We start from the raw sequence: 14,220 nt of genomic DNA on the forward strand, positions 1-14,220 counted from the left end.
CAGCGAAAGGATCGATCTGTTGAGTGAGCGCGACCAGTCTGTCGGGGCGGAGCGCATCTATGATGCTGAAGGGGCCAATCTAGCCTCGATTAAAGCACGCCTCTCTACCATTACCTATCTCCTCGACCGCTACGGGGTCTTGTTGCTCGTGGTGGGAATGGCGGCGGTCTCGTTCTTCCTCGAACCCGAAGTCTTTCTTACCTGGCGCAATGTCAGTAATATCTTCCGCCAGATCTCCTTCAACGCCGTCTTGGCCCTCGGCGTCTTTCTGGTTATCGTGACGGCAGGCATCGATCTCTCGGTAGGTTCCACCCTGGCCCTCGCCATGATGACCGCTGCGGTGCTGGCCCGCGATGGCTACCCCTGGCCGCTCGTCATCCTCGCCCCGATCATCACCGGCGGGTTGGTCGGTACCGTGAATGGCCTCGGTCTCACCTGGCTGCACCTGCCGCATCCCTTCATCATGACCCTCGGTACGCTCAATATTGCGCGTGGCCTCACCAATCTGATCTCCGGCGGTGTGCCGATCAGTGGCCTCCCCGAACCAGTGCGCTGGCTCGGTGCGGGTAATCTGCGCCTCGCCAACATAGATTTCCCGGTCAGTTTTGCGGTGGTGCTGATCTGCTATATCCTAGTCAGCCTCTTCCTCACCTATACCCGTACCGGACGCCATATCTACGCGATTGGCGGCAACCCCCAGGCCGCTCGTGTCAGTGGAATCAATGTGGATCGCACCCTCGTGCTTGTCTACACCATGTGTGGGATGCTCGCCGGTCTCTCCGGGTTGCTTCTGGCCGGACGAACCAACTCCGGCTTCCCCAACGCTGGGGTGGGCCAGGAACTCGACGCAATCTCGGCGGTCATCATCGGTGGGGCCAGTTTCTTTGGCGGACGCGGTACGGTACTCGGTGTCTTTGCCGGTGCCCTCGTCATCGGCCTCATGCGCAACATCCTCAACCTGCGCAATGTACCCGTCTTCTGGCAACAGGTACTCATTGGCGTTGTGATCATTGTTGTGGTTGCACTCGATGTCTTGCGGCGGCGCGGGAGTAGCAGTCTGCGCTAAGTTGTAGTATCATGCGTCGTTCGTTGTCCTTAAATGTGCAAGAGGAGAACTGTATGAAATCAACCAAGTACGCAGCGTTGTTGATGCTCCTAATGTTCGTACTGGCTGCCTGTGGTGCGCCAGCCCCCAGTAGCCCCACCTCAGCCCAACCGACTCCCGCGCCTACGTCGCCCACTGTCGCGACGACCAGCGCACCGACCACCGAGGCTACGGCCACCACCGAGCCCACAGCTACCACCGAGGTAGCCACGATCAAGATTCTCGTTTCGATGAAGGGGCCGGGCGGCGGTAATCCCTTCTGGGCTGCGGTTGAGCAAGGGGCCATCGAGGCCGGGGCCGAACTTGGCGTCGAGGTGCTGGTGCAAGCTCCGCCCACCGAGAGCGACGTGGCAGCCCAAATCGCCCAGATCGAGGATGCTATCACCCAGGGTGTGGACGGTATCGCCATTGCGCCCACCGACCCCGCCGCGCTGGAGCCGGTTATTCAGCAGGCCATTGATGCCGGTATCCCGGTGGTCTTCATTGATACCAACGGCCAGAATGAGGGCGTTACCTTCATCGGTACCGACAACGAGGCCGGGGCTGCCCTGGCTGGCGAGTACATCTGCGAGACGCTCCAGCCCGGCGATAAGGTCGCCATCCTCCAGGGGATCATCACCACCTCCACCGGCAAGGCCCGCGCTGATGGGGCCAAGGCCGCCTTCACCGCCTGTGGCCTCGATCTCGTCGCCGAAGTTCCCGCCGAGTGGGACCGCGCCAAGGGTCTGACCGCCATGGAGGACATCCTGACCAAGAACCCCGACCTCAAGGCAGTCTTTGGCAGCAACGACAACATGGCCCTCGGCGCTGCCGAGGCGATCAAGAATGCCGGCCTCACCGGCGAAATCCTGGTGGTCGGCTTTGACGCCAACCCCGACGCCGCCGCCGCCATCCTCGCAGGCGACATGGCCGCTTCGGTAGCCCAGGCTCCCGCCAACATGGGTCGCTTTGGGATCGAGAGCCTCGTTATGTTGATCAATGGCGAGACCATCGAGCCACTGATTGACACCGGCACCGAGTTGGTGACCAAGGACAACGCCGCCGATTACGAGTAGCGACGCAAGATATTGCGTCGCAACATCCGTAACGGCGCAACATCCGTAACGGCGCAACATCCGTAACGGCGCAACATCCGTAACGGCGCAACATCCGTAACGGCGCAACATCCGTAGCGACGCAATATCTTGCGTCGCTACTACGGCACATTTTCACCAATGAAAACACCCTCCATACCCCACCGCCTACGCATTGGCCTGCTCGGTGCCGGACGCATCGGCACGGTACATGCCACCACCCTGGTGCAGCGCATCCCCACTGCCGAGTTGGTCGCGATTGCCGATCCCCAAATTGAAGCTGCCCAGAGCCTCGCCGATCAGCTACGGGTGCCGAATGTCACCCCTGATGCTCACACCATCCTGAACGATCCCAACATTGATGCGGTGCTGATCTGTACCCCCACCGCCAGCCATCCCGCCCTGATCGCGGCGGCTGCATCTGCCGGAAAGCACATCTTCTGCGAGAAGCCGGTTGCGCTCGATCTCGCATTGCACGATGCAGCAGTAGCCGCCGCCGAAACTGCCGGGGTCAAACTTCAGATCGGCTTCAATCGCCGCTTCGATGCCAACTTCGCCCGCATGCGCCAAGCCGTCATAGATGGCGAGATCGGGCAGGTTGAGATTCTCCATATCATCAGCCGCGACCCCGCCCCACCCGCACTCGACTACCTGCGCACATCGGGGGGCATCTTCCTCGACATGACCATCCACGACTTCGATATGGCCCGCTTCCTCACCGGCAGTGAGATTGTGCAGGTCTATGTGCAAGGGGCTGTCCTGGTTGATCCAGCCATCGCCAGCGTGGGCGACATTGACAGCCATGTGACACTCCTCCGCTTTGCCAATGGTGCCATCGGCAGTATTGAGAACAGCCGCCGGGCGGGCTTCGGCTACGACCAACGCGCCGAGATATTGGGCAGCCGAGGGGCCATCCACACCAGCAACAACTACCCCAACAATGTGGTTATTAGCAACCACAACACCGTCTACCGCGACCTGCCGCTCAACTTTTTTATGCAGCGCTATGTCGAAGCCTTCGCCAGCGAAATTGCCACCTTTGTGCGCAGCGTGCATGAAGATCTCCCCGTGGCGGTCAGTGCCGCCGATGCCCGTGCCGCGCTCGTGGTCGCCCTTGCCGCACAACGCAGCCACACCGAACAACGCCCGATCAACATCCCCTAACTGTTCACACTTCTCCTTGCATCATAACTGTTCACACTTCTCCTAGCTTCCAGTTTTTGACGCAAAGACGCCAAGGCGCAAAGCCTGCAACAAAACCTTTGCGTCCTTGCGCCTTTGCGTCAATACGAGATTTCTTTTACCCCAAGTGTGAATAGTTACCTTGCATCCTGGTTTTGACGCAAAGACGCAGAGGCGCAAAGCCTGCAACAAAACCTTTGCGTCCTTGCGCCTTTGCGTCAACATGCGACTTCTGTTTAGCCCAAATGTGAACAGTTCCCCCCCGATTGCACCATCCAAAAAGTAACGTATAATAGGCGCACCCAAGGAACCGTTTTCATCATACGTGCCCCGGCCCAAGGAAGAGCCACAGGAGCAAGGATAATGGCAGATCGCAATGGTGCGTCCATGCCCGAAGCGCAAATGCAGATCGATGGCATCGGTCTGAGCTTCGGTGGTGTGCGTGCCCTCTCCGGTATCACCTTCAACATCTACCCCAGTACTATCCAGGCGATCATCGGCCCTAATGGCGCAGGCAAAACCAGCATGCTTAACTGCATCAGCGGCCTCTACAAGCCGCAGCAGGGCCAAATCCGCTTTGAAGGCCGTAACCTGATCGGCCTCGCCCCCCACGAAATCGCCCAACTGGGAATCGCTCGCTCGTTCCAGAATATCGAACTCTTCCGCCACATGACGGTCGTGGATAACCTCATGCTGGGTCGCCATGTGCATATGCGTGGCGGTGTGTTGACGGGTGGCCTCTATTGGGGGCCTGGTCAGCGTGAGGAGATCGCCCACCGTGAAGCGGTCGAGCAGGTGATTGACCTGTTAGAGATCCAGTCCATCCGTAAGAAGACAGTCGGTTCGCTCTCCTACGGCCTCCAAAAGCGCGTCGAGCTTGGCCGCGCACTCGCGATGAACCCGCGCCTCTTGCTGCTTGATGAGCCAATGGCAGGCATGAATAGCGAAGAAAAAGAGGACATGGCCCGCTTCATCCTCGATATTAGCGAGGAGCAGCGCACCACCATTGTGCTGATCGAGCACGATATGGGCGTGGTCATGGACATCAGCGATAACGTCGCCGTGCTCGAATTTGGCCAACTCATCGCCTATGGCACCCCCGCCGAGGTAAAGGCCAATCCGGCAGTCGTCGCGGCCTACCTGGGCCAAGAGCATAGCTAGACGGTCATCGAGATCTATCTCGTGACAAATAGAGCCTTTTCGGTTATTATTTGTAATAACCTTTCGTTACCGAAACAATATCCGGCGTCTATCAAATCAGAGAGGACGAGGGGCGTATGGCCAACGAGACCCTGCCCAGCCTGCTCATACGCAATGGTGAGCACTTGGGTGAGAAGGTTGCGCTACGCGAAAAGGAGTTCGGCATCTGGCAAACCGTGACGTGGCGTCAGTTTGCTGAGCATGTTCGGGCCTTTGCGATGGGCTTAGCAGCCCTCGGCGTGCGCCGCAACGATGTGGTGGCGATCATTGGTGATAACCGCCCTGAGTGGCTGTATGCCGAGTTAGGCACCCAGGCAATCGGTGCAGTGAGTGTCGGCATCTATCAGGACTCGGCTGCGGAGGAGGTGAAGTACATCCTTCAGGCCACCGATGCCCGCGTGGTTGTCGCCGAAGATCAGGAGCAGGTTGATAAGACCCTGGAGTTGTGGCCTGATCTCACCGGGGTGCTCAAGGTTGTCTACTACGAGCCAAAGGGGCTACGCAACTATGCTGAGCCGTTCTTAGCCCACTTTCCTGAAATCGAGGAACTGGGGCGCGAGTTCGATAAGCAAAACCCCGGCTACTTTGAGCGTGAGTTGAATCTCGGACGATCCGAAGATGTGGCGGTGCTCTCGACCACCTCAGGAACAACGGGTAAGCCCAAGTTGGCCATGCTGACCCACATGAACCTGATCAATCAGGGTCGTGGCTTGCTCGATGTTGACCCACTCGATCCCAAGGACGAGTTTGTCAGTTTCCTGCCCTTAGCGTGGGTTGGTGAGCAGATGCTGACGGTGGCAGCCGGTATTCAGGCTGGTTTTACGATCAATTTCCCCGAATCGTCAGCCACCGTACAAGATAATATCCGTGAGATTGGCCCGCATGTCATGTTCTCGCCGCCGCGTATCTGGGAGAATATGCTCTCGCAGGTGCAGGTGAAGATCCAAGATACCGGACCAGTCAAGCACGCCTTCTATGATTGGGCGATGAATCAGGGCTACGCGATGGCCGATGCGCGCTTCAGTGGCAAGCCCGCGAGTTTCGGTCAACGCCTCGGCTATAACCTAGCACGCCTCTTGGTCTTAGATATGCTCAAGGATCATCTCGGCCTGCGCTTCCTCAAACGCGCCTATACCGGCGGTGCGGCGCTTGGCCCCGATGTCTTCCGCTTCTACCACGCCCTCGGCGTCAACCTGAAGCAGGTGTATGGCCAGACCGAAAGTTCTGGCTTGAGCGTCATCCACCGCGACGGCGCGATCAAGTTCCAGACCGTCGGTTCCCCGTTGCCGGGTACCGAGATCAAGATCGCCGAGAGTGGCGAGATCATGGTCAAGAGTCCCTCGGTCTTTATCGGCTACTACAAAAGCCCCGAAGCAACCGCCGAATCCCTCGACAATGGCTGGCTACATACCGGCGATGCGGGCTACTTCGATGATGATGGACAACTGATCGTCATTGATCGTGCCAAGGACGTGATGACCCTGCACGATGGCACCAAGTTCTCGCCCCAGTTCATCGAGAACAAGCTCAAGTTCAGCCCCTACGTGAAGGAGGCGGTGGTCTTTGGGGGTGATTGGCCCTTCGTGACAACCATGATCAACATTGATTTTGGCAATGTCGGTAAATGGGCCGAGAGCCGCCAGATCTCCTACACGACCTATACCGACCTCTCCCAGAAGCCGGAAGTCTATGCGCTCATCCGTAAGGATGTCGAACGTGCCAATGCCGATATGCCCAATGCAGCGCAGATCAAGCGCTTCCTGCTCCTGCACAAGGAGTTGGACGCCGATGATGGCGAACTGACCCGCACCCGGAAGGTGCGCCGTCGCCTCGTGGCCCAACGCTACAAGGAGATCGTTGATGCACTCTATGGCGATCAGGCCGATGTAGAGATCGAAACAACGATCACCTACCAGGATGGACGCACGGCTCTGCTCAAGACGAAGCTGCATGTTGAGGATATGACGGCACCTGCGCCGGTTACTGATGGCCGCCGACCGCTGAAGGCTGCGGTGGCACGCTAAGCGTGCCACCACTGGCTCAGCATCACTCATCCAAATATCTTATGGAAAAACTGATTCAGCTCTCCCTGTCGGGTATCGCCAACGGTGCGATCTACGCCCTCGTGGCGCTAGGCTTCGTACTGATCTTCAAGAGCAGCGATGTGATCAACTTTGCCCAGGGCGAATTGCTCATGATCGGTGCTTACTTGACCTACATGACGGTACAGCAGTTTGGCCTCTTCTGGCCAATCGGTGTGGTGGTCGCAGTCATTCTTGCTGCAGTAGTGGGGGTGCTGATCCAACAGTTGGTGTTGCGCCCCCTGATCGGTGAACCGGCCATCTCGGTGATTATGGTTACCATTGGTCTCTCATCTGTCTTGCGTGCAATTGTTGGCGCGGTTTGGGGCATTACGCCCCTGCCCGCACCCCAGTTCCTCCCACGTGACCCGATCAATATCCTGGGGGCAACCGTGGGTATGGATAAGTTGCTGGCGATTGGTCTGGCGCTGTTGCTCTTCGGCATCTTGACAGTCTTCTTCCGCACCAGCAGCGAGGGTATTGCCATGCGTGCGGTTGCCGATGACCAACAGGCCGCGTTGAGTATGGGGATCAGCATCAAGCGCGTCTGGGCAGTGGCCTGGGCGATTGCAGCGGTAACGGCGGCGGCCGGTGGCATCCTGCTGATGAGCATCTTTGGTGGTGTCAGTGGCACGATTGCCCACGTCGGTCTGCTCGTCTTCCCCGTGGTGATCCTGGGTGGACTCGATAGCATCCCCGGTGCGGTGGTCGGTGGGGTCATCATCGGATTGCTCGAAGCCTTCGCCGGTGGCTACTTGCCACCCGAGTTGGGCATGGGTCAGGTAACCCCCTTCATTGTGCTGGTCTTGATCCTGCTGGTTCGGCCCTACGGGCTATTTGGCCAGAAACTCATCGAGCGCGTATAGACACCTGGGAGATCTATGCAAAGCGGAACCTTCCACTCAACCTACGCTGGCGATATGGCTCTACGGCCCTACTGGCCGATGCGCATCCGCATCATCCTGATTATCGCCATCTTGTTGCTCTTCCCCTGGTTTGGCAATCGCTACTGGCTGAACCTCGCGAATACAATCGGGATCGCCGCGATTGGCGCGATTGGCCTCAACGTCCTGGTCGGTTTTACTGGCCAGATCAGTATCGGTCATGCCGGGTTTATGGCGGTCGGTGCCTACACCACCGGCCTGTTAGCGGCCCATGCGGGCTTACCAATGTGGATCTCCATCCCGATTGCGTGTATCGTTGCCGCCGGCATAGGTGCGATCTTCGGGATGCCCTCGGTGCGCCTCAAGGGGCTCTACCTCGCAATTGCTACGCTGGCCGCGCAGGAGATCATCATTTGGTTCCTCACCAAAGGTGATAAATTTGTTCAGATGGCAACCGGGGATCGGCGGGTTGTCTTCTTCGGTGAGTCGCTCAGTATTCCTCCCGCCGCCAATAGTCTGTTTGGCTTCGCCCTGAAGGGCAACAACGATTTCAACTTCTACTGGGTGATCATGACCTGCTTGGTGCTGACGGTGCTCTTCGTCAGTAACCTCTTCCGCTCGCGTGCCGGACGCGCCATGGTCGCTATCCGCGACCAAGACATTGCCGCGCAGGTGATCGGGGTTGATCTCTTCAAGTATAAACTGCTCGCCTTCGCCACTTCGTCCTTCATTGCCGGGTTGGCGGGTGCGCTGATGGCCCACTATCGAGGGATCATCTCCTGGGAGCGCTTCACGATTGATGTGAGCATCCTCTACCTCTCGATGATCATCATTGGCGGCCTAGGCAGTGTCTCTGGCTCGATCTATGGTGCCGCGTTTATGACGATCCTGCCTGCGCTGCTCTCGAATGTCAGTCGCGCCGCGAGCGGCTTTATGCCCGCCTTCGCCAACTACCTGCCCTATATTCAACAGGGAGCCTTCGGTCTGGCGATTGTCCTCTTCCTCATCTTTGAGCCGGAGGGCATCGTTAAGATGTGGCGTAATCTGAAGGACTACTTCAGGCTCTGGCCATTTAGTTATTGACCGGGAGGGTCGGCCTCCCTTCGTTTCGTTCCTGGTGTGGCGAATTCGGAAGGGGCGCACTGGTGTCGCCCCGGCGTAGGCACGGCAGACAGTGCCAAGTGGAGGAAGCAACGATGCTCAAGCGTTGGATTGGACCAGGTGCTTTGACGGCAGCCCTATCGGTGCTGCTCGCGGCGTGTGGTGGTGCGGCTCCGGCAGCAACGGGCCCAACGACCGCTCCTGCGGGTGCCACGACGGCACCTGCAAGCGGTGAGACTACCGCTCCGGTAGCCAGTGGCGAGCCGATCCGGATCGGGGCGATCTTCGACCTGACCGGCGCGACGGCTGACGTGAGTACCCCCTACTCGCAGGGCCAGAAGGCATTTATCGAGTGGAAGAATGCCAATGGTGGTATTGCAGGCCGCCCAATTGAACTGCTCAGCCAGGACTATGCCTACGATGTCGCTAAGGCTGAGGAACTCTACACCCAGTTCGTGGGTGAGGGTGTGGTCGCCTTCTCCGGCTGGGGCACGGGTGACACCGAAGCCCTGCGGCCAAAGGTTACCAATGATCAGATGCCCTTCATCTCGGCCTCCTACTCGGCTGAGTTGACCGATCCGGCAAATACTCCCTACAACTTCCTCACCGCCCCCACCTACTCGGATCAGTTGGTCATCGCCATGAAGTGGGCGCTAGAGGACTGGAAGGCCAAGGGCAACACCGAGGCTCCCAAGTTCGCCTATCTGATCAACGATAGCCCCTTCGGTCGTTCGCCGCTGGCGGATGGCACTGAGTTCGCTGAGGCCAATGGCGTGGCCACCCCGCTAGAGGTTCCCTCGCCGCGTGGTGCTACCGACCTCACCCCGCAGTTAAGCCAGATCAAGGACTCTGGCGCCAACTACGTCTTCATCCAGAATGTCTCTAGCCCGGCCGCCCTGGCAATCAAGAATGCCCGCAGCCTGGGCCTGGATGTGCAGTTCGTGTGTCTCAACTGGTGCGCCAACGAGTTGCTCGTGAAGCTCGCCGGTGCTGATGCTGAGGGTGTTGTGGGTACCATCCCCTTCAACCCGACTGGCCCCGGTGCTGAGGTTGCCCTCAACTATGCCAAGGAGAAGGGCATTGACTTCGGCGGTGCCGATAGCAACTTTGTCCAGGGCTGGACGGCCATGGAGATCCTGGTCGCTGGTATCGAGAAGACCGTGGCCGATGGCAAGGAGCTGACCGGCGAGAATATCAAGGCCAGCCTAGAGAGCCTGACCGACTTTGACACTGGTGGTGTCACTCAGCCGATCACCTTCACCGCAACTGACCATGCCGGCTCGAAGGCGTTGCGCGTCTTCCAGATCAAGGATGGCAAGTGGGAAGGTCTGACCGACTTCATGACCGCTGAGTAGAGATGTCCGTATGGGTCTGATGCTGGGGAGCTTCACTGCCCCTCAGCATCGCCTCAGGAAAGAAGATTCTCTAATGCTTGAACTTAACAACATTGAAGTTATCTATAACGACGTAGTGCTGGTGCTCAAAGGTCTCTCACTCCAGGTCAAAGAGGGCCAGATTGTGGCATTGCTCGGCTCCAATGGTGCCGGCAAGAGTACCACGCTTAAGGCGATCTCTGGGCTGCTCAAACCAGAGAATGGGGCCGTCACAGATGGTGAGGTTCGCTTCCTTGGCCAACCCATCCATAAGAAAGATGCCCCCGCCATTGTGAAGACTGGTATCTTCCAGGTGATGGAGGGGCGACGGGTATTCGAGCATCTCACAATTGCCGAGAATCTCCAAGCCGGTGCTTACACCCAGAAAGATCCCGCGCTAACCCTCTACCATGATATGGAGATGGTCTTTAACTATTTCCCGCGTCTGCGTGAGCGGCGTACCCAGAAGGCGGGTTTCCTCAGCGGTGGTGAACAGCAGATGTTGGCTATCGGGCGCGCCCTGATGGCGCACCCCAAGCTGATTATGCTCGATGAGCCTTCATTGGGCCTCGCACCTCTTATGGTCGAGGAGATCTTCCGCATTATCAAGCGCATTAACAAGGAGCATAGCACCACCATTCTGTTGGTGGAGCAGAATGCGCGCCTCGCGCTTGAAGCGGCAGATCACGCCTACATTATGGAAAATGGGCGCATCGTGCTCGATGGCGCACCGGCAGATCTGAAGGATAATGCCGATGTGCGCGAGTTCTACCTGGGGATGAATGAGGTCGGTGGCCGCAAGAGCTACCGCGAGGTGAAGCACTATAAGCGCCGCAAGCGCTGGCTTTCATGATTTTTGGGGTGGTGTTGGCGGCTATGCCGCCAACACCACCCCAAAAAAATATCATCTTTGAGGGGGATGTTGTGCATATTGAAACCTACTACGCTGCCTTCGATCAGCCGGTACGCGAGGTGGTCGCCTATGGCTACGCCCACTCGCCTGCCTTCCGCGCCCGCATGGAGGCAGCAGGGCTAACACCCGCCGACATCAACGCGGTGGCCGATCTGGCGCGTTTGCCGATCCAGCGCAAAGAAGATCTGATCACTATTCAGGCCCAAGGCCCCAACTTGGGCGGGATGCTCACCATCCCCGCCAGCCACTTACGCCACATCTTCCAGTCCCCCGGCCCAATCTATGACCCCGAACCCGATCAGCCCGACTCGTGGCGCTGGGGGCCAGCCTTCCGCGCCGCTGGCTTCGGCCCTGATGATATTGTCCTCAACTGCTTCGGCTACCACCTCACCCCGGCTGGGGTGATGTTTGAGGAGGGTGCCCGCGCTGCCGGGAGTGCAGTCATTCCGGGTGGGATCGGTGCCCAGGCGCAGCAGATCGAGGCCATGGCGGCGCTGGGAGTGACGGCCTATGCCGGGTTACCCAGTTACCTCAAGGCGTTGCTGGAGAAGGCCAAGGAGCAGGGCCACGACCCCAAGAACTGGCCGATCAATAAGGCGTTTGTGGCCGCCGAGCCGCTGCCGCCCTCGCTGCGTACCCTCTTCGAGGATGAGTACGGCATCCGGGTCTACGACGGCTATGGCACCGCCGAGACCGGCAACCTGGGATTTAACGGCCCGGAGCGCCACGGTTGGCACCTGCCCGACGATGCGCTGGTACAGATCTGCGACATCAACACGGGCGCACCGGTGGCCCCCGGCCAAACCGGCGAGGTCGTGGTGACGCTCTTCCGCCGCGATTATATTCTGGTGCGCCTCGGCGTCGGCGACCTCTCGGCGATCATGGTTGACGGGCCAGCGGCCAGCTTGCCCACCCCGCGCCTAGTGGGGTGGCTGGGGCGCAGCGGCGACAGTGTGAAGGTGCGCGGTCTCTTCGTGCATCCGCGCCACGCCGACGAGGCACTACGTGGGGTAGCGGGCCTCGCCGCCTACCAGATCGTCATCACGCGCCACGATCACCGCGACGAACTGACCTGCCGCTTTGTGCCCGCTGCGGAGGTGGATGCGCCGGAGTTGGGCAGCAAAATCGCTGGTGTACTCCAAGAGGCGCTCAAACTACGCTGCAATGTTGAGGCGGTGGGCGAGATTGCCGCCGATGCCAAGCGCTTTGTAGATGATCGGACGTGGGAATAAAAGCGCGCGGGGGCGATGCTTCGCCCACCATGGCGTCGGGGCATCGGAAAACGGGGATGATCCGGGTTCCCCCAGATTCCGCGTAGGGGCGAAGCATCGCCCACCATGGCGTCGGGGGAACCCCAACCACCGTGCGCGGCGATGCTTCGCCCCTACATGACCCCCGCCATGCCCCGCCATGCCCCGGATATCCCCATGTCCGTAGGGGCGATGTTTCGCCCACCATGGCGTCGGAGGAACCCCAACCACCGTGCGCGGCGATGCTTCGCCCCTACATGACCCTCGCCATGCCCCGGATACCCCCAGATTCCGCGTAGGGGCGAAGCATCGCCCACCATGGCGCCGGGGGAACCCCAACCACCGTGCGCGGCGATGCTTCGCCCCTACATGACCCCCGCCATGCCCCGGATACCCCCAGATTCCGCGTAGGAGCGAAGCATCGCCCACCATGGCGTCGGAGGAACCCCAACCACCGTGCGCGGCGATGCTTCGCCCCTACATGACCCCCGCCATGCCCCGCCATGCCCGGATACCCCATGTCCGTAGGGGCGATGTTTCGCCCCTACGATCATTGGTTGGAGGTCTCCCGCATGGTCGGGTTGGGCAATGCTTCGTTCCTACTTACTAAACGCCCCCACCACCGTGAACTCCGTCCAATGGCCATAGAAGACCATCGAGTAGGTTCCGGCGGGCAGGTCGGTGCTGTTGAAGTCTACCGCCAGCGAGCCATCTTCCTCGGCGTAGTAGGTCGGGCCAGCCACAACCTCACCATCGGAGGTGTTGTACCAGACCCCCACCGGCTCATCCGGCGCGAAGATGCTGCTGCTGAAGAGGATGTGACCATCCACCCCTGGCTCGACGACAAGGCTGTAGGTCTCACGATCATCATCGGCCTGGGCCACCTGCACGATAGGTTGGTTGCTCCATGCCGCGCCGTCATCCGCCCAGTCGTCCCACTCGACCAGGGCGCGCTCGGTGAGCAGCGTCCACAGCGGTGCATCGGCCTTGACCAGGAGGCGGATGGTAGCCACGACCGTGCCATCCTTACTCGCCAGCGGCCCAGTCTCAAAGCTCAGGCCATCCTCGAACAGTTCACTCACCCAGGCGTCATCGTCATCGAAGGTCGCATCGAGTACCGTTGCCACGGCGGGGTCAACCGGCAGGTAGACGGTAGCATTCTTGGCACCGCCCTGACCATTGTTGAAGACGGTGACGGTGTAGGTCACCACATCCCCGGCCACCACACCGTGGTTCGGGCTGGGATCGATCACCACGTGGACATCGGCGGGCTTGACGACGGGCTTCTCGGTAGCGGGCTTGCGCCACAGGGTCAGGTTGTCGAGGTAGGTTTCAGCCCATATACCCGCTGATTTATTAGACGGGTTGTAGGCCCCATTGAAGATGATGAATTCGAGCTTGCACAGGCCCGATGGGCAGACCGCACTATTGATCTCACCCTGGATCCCGTGCCAAATAAGATTATCACCCTCTGGAACGAGCGCGTGCAGAATACGCTGGGAAACACCAGTCTTCTTATTGCGCACAATCACAATCACATCGGTATAGTCATAGGTCCATGTGGTCCAATTGAATTTCAGGATGTCACTCGCCTGGCCCTCAAAGGCAAATGCAGCACTGGCACAGTGTGTGGTACCATAAGCAGTGACATCTGCACCCACACCTAACCCAAGACTAGAGGTGCCTTCAAAGACCCCTTCTTCATAATCCTCAACATCCTCGATCCAGGCACCACACTCATAGCCTTCGTCCTCATCATCAATCGTGGGATCAGAATCGGCTGGCATACCTAGGGCATTCGGGCCTTCCGCCCAAGACTGGCCCTGCATCTGGTCAATCGATTCATCAAAGCTCCAACCCGTCTCATCGCCTGTTTCGAGATCGCCATTGGTGAGCGGAACCTGAACATAGCCCTCCGAGGCAGCGGCAAAGACCTGGCCGACCATGGTGACCAAGAGGCCCAGGGTGAGGACGAGTGCCAACGTATCCGTTCACGCCCCCCCAGCAGGCAGTAATTGTGGGGCAGGCTGATTCGCCCAATACGCCGTAACCGCAGCG

11 protein-coding genes are annotated in these 14,220 nt (G+C 59.3%); 10 read left to right on the forward strand and 1 reads right to left on the reverse strand.

The window, feature by feature from the left end; translation table 11 throughout:
- Positions 1 to 19: 19 nt before the first annotated feature.
- The 10 genes from EKD03_RS15230 to EKD03_RS15275 all read left to right on the forward strand — a co-directional run bounded on the left by EKD03_RS15230 (position 20) and on the right by EKD03_RS15275 (position 12,144).
- Positions 20 to 1,066, forward strand: a complete 1,047-nt coding sequence (locus EKD03_RS15230; protein WP_202976800.1) for an ABC transporter permease — start codon at positions 20 to 22, stop codon at positions 1,064 to 1,066.
- A gap of 53 nt (positions 1,067 to 1,119) precedes the next feature.
- A complete protein-coding gene (locus EKD03_RS15235; RefSeq protein ID WP_129632714.1) occupies positions 1,120 to 2,160 on the forward strand; it encodes a sugar ABC transporter substrate-binding protein in 1,041 nt (346 codons plus the stop codon).
- Positions 2,161 to 2,319: 159 nt separating this feature from the next.
- Entirely contained in the window at positions 2,320 to 3,342 is a 1,023-nt protein-coding gene (gene iolG / locus EKD03_RS15240) for an inositol 2-dehydrogenase (RefSeq protein ID WP_129632717.1), read from the forward strand.
- Between the two features lie 381 nt (positions 3,343 to 3,723).
- Positions 3,724 to 4,521 carry an ABC transporter ATP-binding protein gene (locus EKD03_RS15245; RefSeq protein ID WP_129632720.1) on the forward strand — a complete coding sequence of 266 codons (798 nt, stop codon included), beginning with the start codon at positions 3,724 to 3,726 and terminating at the stop codon, positions 4,519 to 4,521.
- Between the two features lie 116 nt (positions 4,522 to 4,637).
- On the forward strand, positions 4,638 to 6,584 hold the full coding sequence (locus EKD03_RS15250) for a long-chain fatty acid--CoA ligase (protein WP_129632723.1): 1,947 nt from the start codon (positions 4,638 to 4,640) through the stop codon (positions 6,582 to 6,584).
- Positions 6,585 to 6,625: 41 nt separating this feature from the next.
- Positions 6,626 to 7,507 carry a branched-chain amino acid ABC transporter permease gene (locus tag EKD03_RS15255; protein ID WP_129632726.1) on the forward strand — a complete coding sequence of 294 codons (882 nt, stop codon included), beginning with the start codon at positions 6,626 to 6,628 and terminating at the stop codon, positions 7,505 to 7,507.
- Positions 7,508 to 7,522: 15 nt separating this feature from the next.
- Positions 7,523 to 8,608, forward strand: coding sequence for a branched-chain amino acid ABC transporter permease (locus EKD03_RS15260; RefSeq protein ID WP_129632729.1), 1,086 nt, complete (start codon positions 7,523 to 7,525; stop codon positions 8,606 to 8,608).
- Between the two features lie 113 nt (positions 8,609 to 8,721).
- Entirely contained in the window at positions 8,722 to 9,981 is a 1,260-nt protein-coding gene (locus tag EKD03_RS15265; RefSeq protein ID WP_129632732.1) for an ABC transporter substrate-binding protein, read from the forward strand.
- 73 nt (positions 9,982 to 10,054) lie between these two features.
- The gene (locus tag EKD03_RS15270; protein ID WP_129632735.1) at positions 10,055 to 10,852 is read left to right on the forward strand and encodes an ABC transporter ATP-binding protein; all 798 of its coding nucleotides are present in this window, start codon (positions 10,055 to 10,057) and stop codon (positions 10,850 to 10,852) included.
- 71 nt (positions 10,853 to 10,923) lie between these two features.
- Positions 10,924 to 12,144, forward strand: coding sequence for a phenylacetate--CoA ligase family protein (locus EKD03_RS15275; RefSeq protein WP_129632738.1), 1,221 nt, complete (start codon positions 10,924 to 10,926; stop codon positions 12,142 to 12,144).
- A gap of 617 nt (positions 12,145 to 12,761) precedes the next feature.
- Here EKD03_RS15275 and EKD03_RS15280 read toward each other — a convergent pair.
- The gene (locus tag EKD03_RS15280; RefSeq protein ID WP_129632741.1) at positions 12,762 to 14,144 is read right to left on the reverse strand and encodes a DUF11 domain-containing protein; all 1,383 of its coding nucleotides are present in this window, start codon (positions 14,142 to 14,144) and stop codon (positions 12,762 to 12,764) included.
- Positions 14,145 to 14,220 lie beyond the last annotated feature (76 nt).

Origin of the sequence: Candidatus Oscillochloris fontis (genome assembly GCF_004138135.1) — a bacterium.
Taxonomy (GTDB): Bacteria; Chloroflexota; Chloroflexia; order Chloroflexales; family Chloroflexaceae; genus Oscillochloris; species Oscillochloris fontis.

Bases quoted from the DNA above. Each gene is read 5' to 3' on its own strand.
- EKD03_RS15265 (WP_129632732.1), top strand. From the start codon at position 8,722: ATGCTCAAGCGTTGGATTGGACCAGGTGCTTTGACGGCAGCCCTATCG.
- EKD03_RS15235 (WP_129632714.1), top strand. From the start codon at position 1,120: ATGAAATCAACCAAGTACGCAGCGTTGTTGATGCTCCTAATGTTCGTA.
- EKD03_RS15270 (WP_129632735.1), top strand. From the start codon at position 10,055: ATGCTTGAACTTAACAACATTGAAGTTATCTATAACGACGTAGTGCTG.
- EKD03_RS15250 (WP_129632723.1), top strand. From the start codon at position 4,638: ATGGCCAACGAGACCCTGCCCAGCCTGCTCATACGCAATGGTGAGCAC.
- EKD03_RS15245 (WP_129632720.1), top strand. From the start codon at position 3,724: ATGGCAGATCGCAATGGTGCGTCCATGCCCGAAGCGCAAATGCAGATC.
- EKD03_RS15255 (WP_129632726.1), top strand. From the start codon at position 6,626: ATGGAAAAACTGATTCAGCTCTCCCTGTCGGGTATCGCCAACGGTGCG.
- EKD03_RS15260 (WP_129632729.1), top strand. From the start codon at position 7,523: ATGCAAAGCGGAACCTTCCACTCAACCTACGCTGGCGATATGGCTCTA.
- iolG (WP_129632717.1), top strand. From the start codon at position 2,320: ATGAAAACACCCTCCATACCCCACCGCCTACGCATTGGCCTGCTCGGT.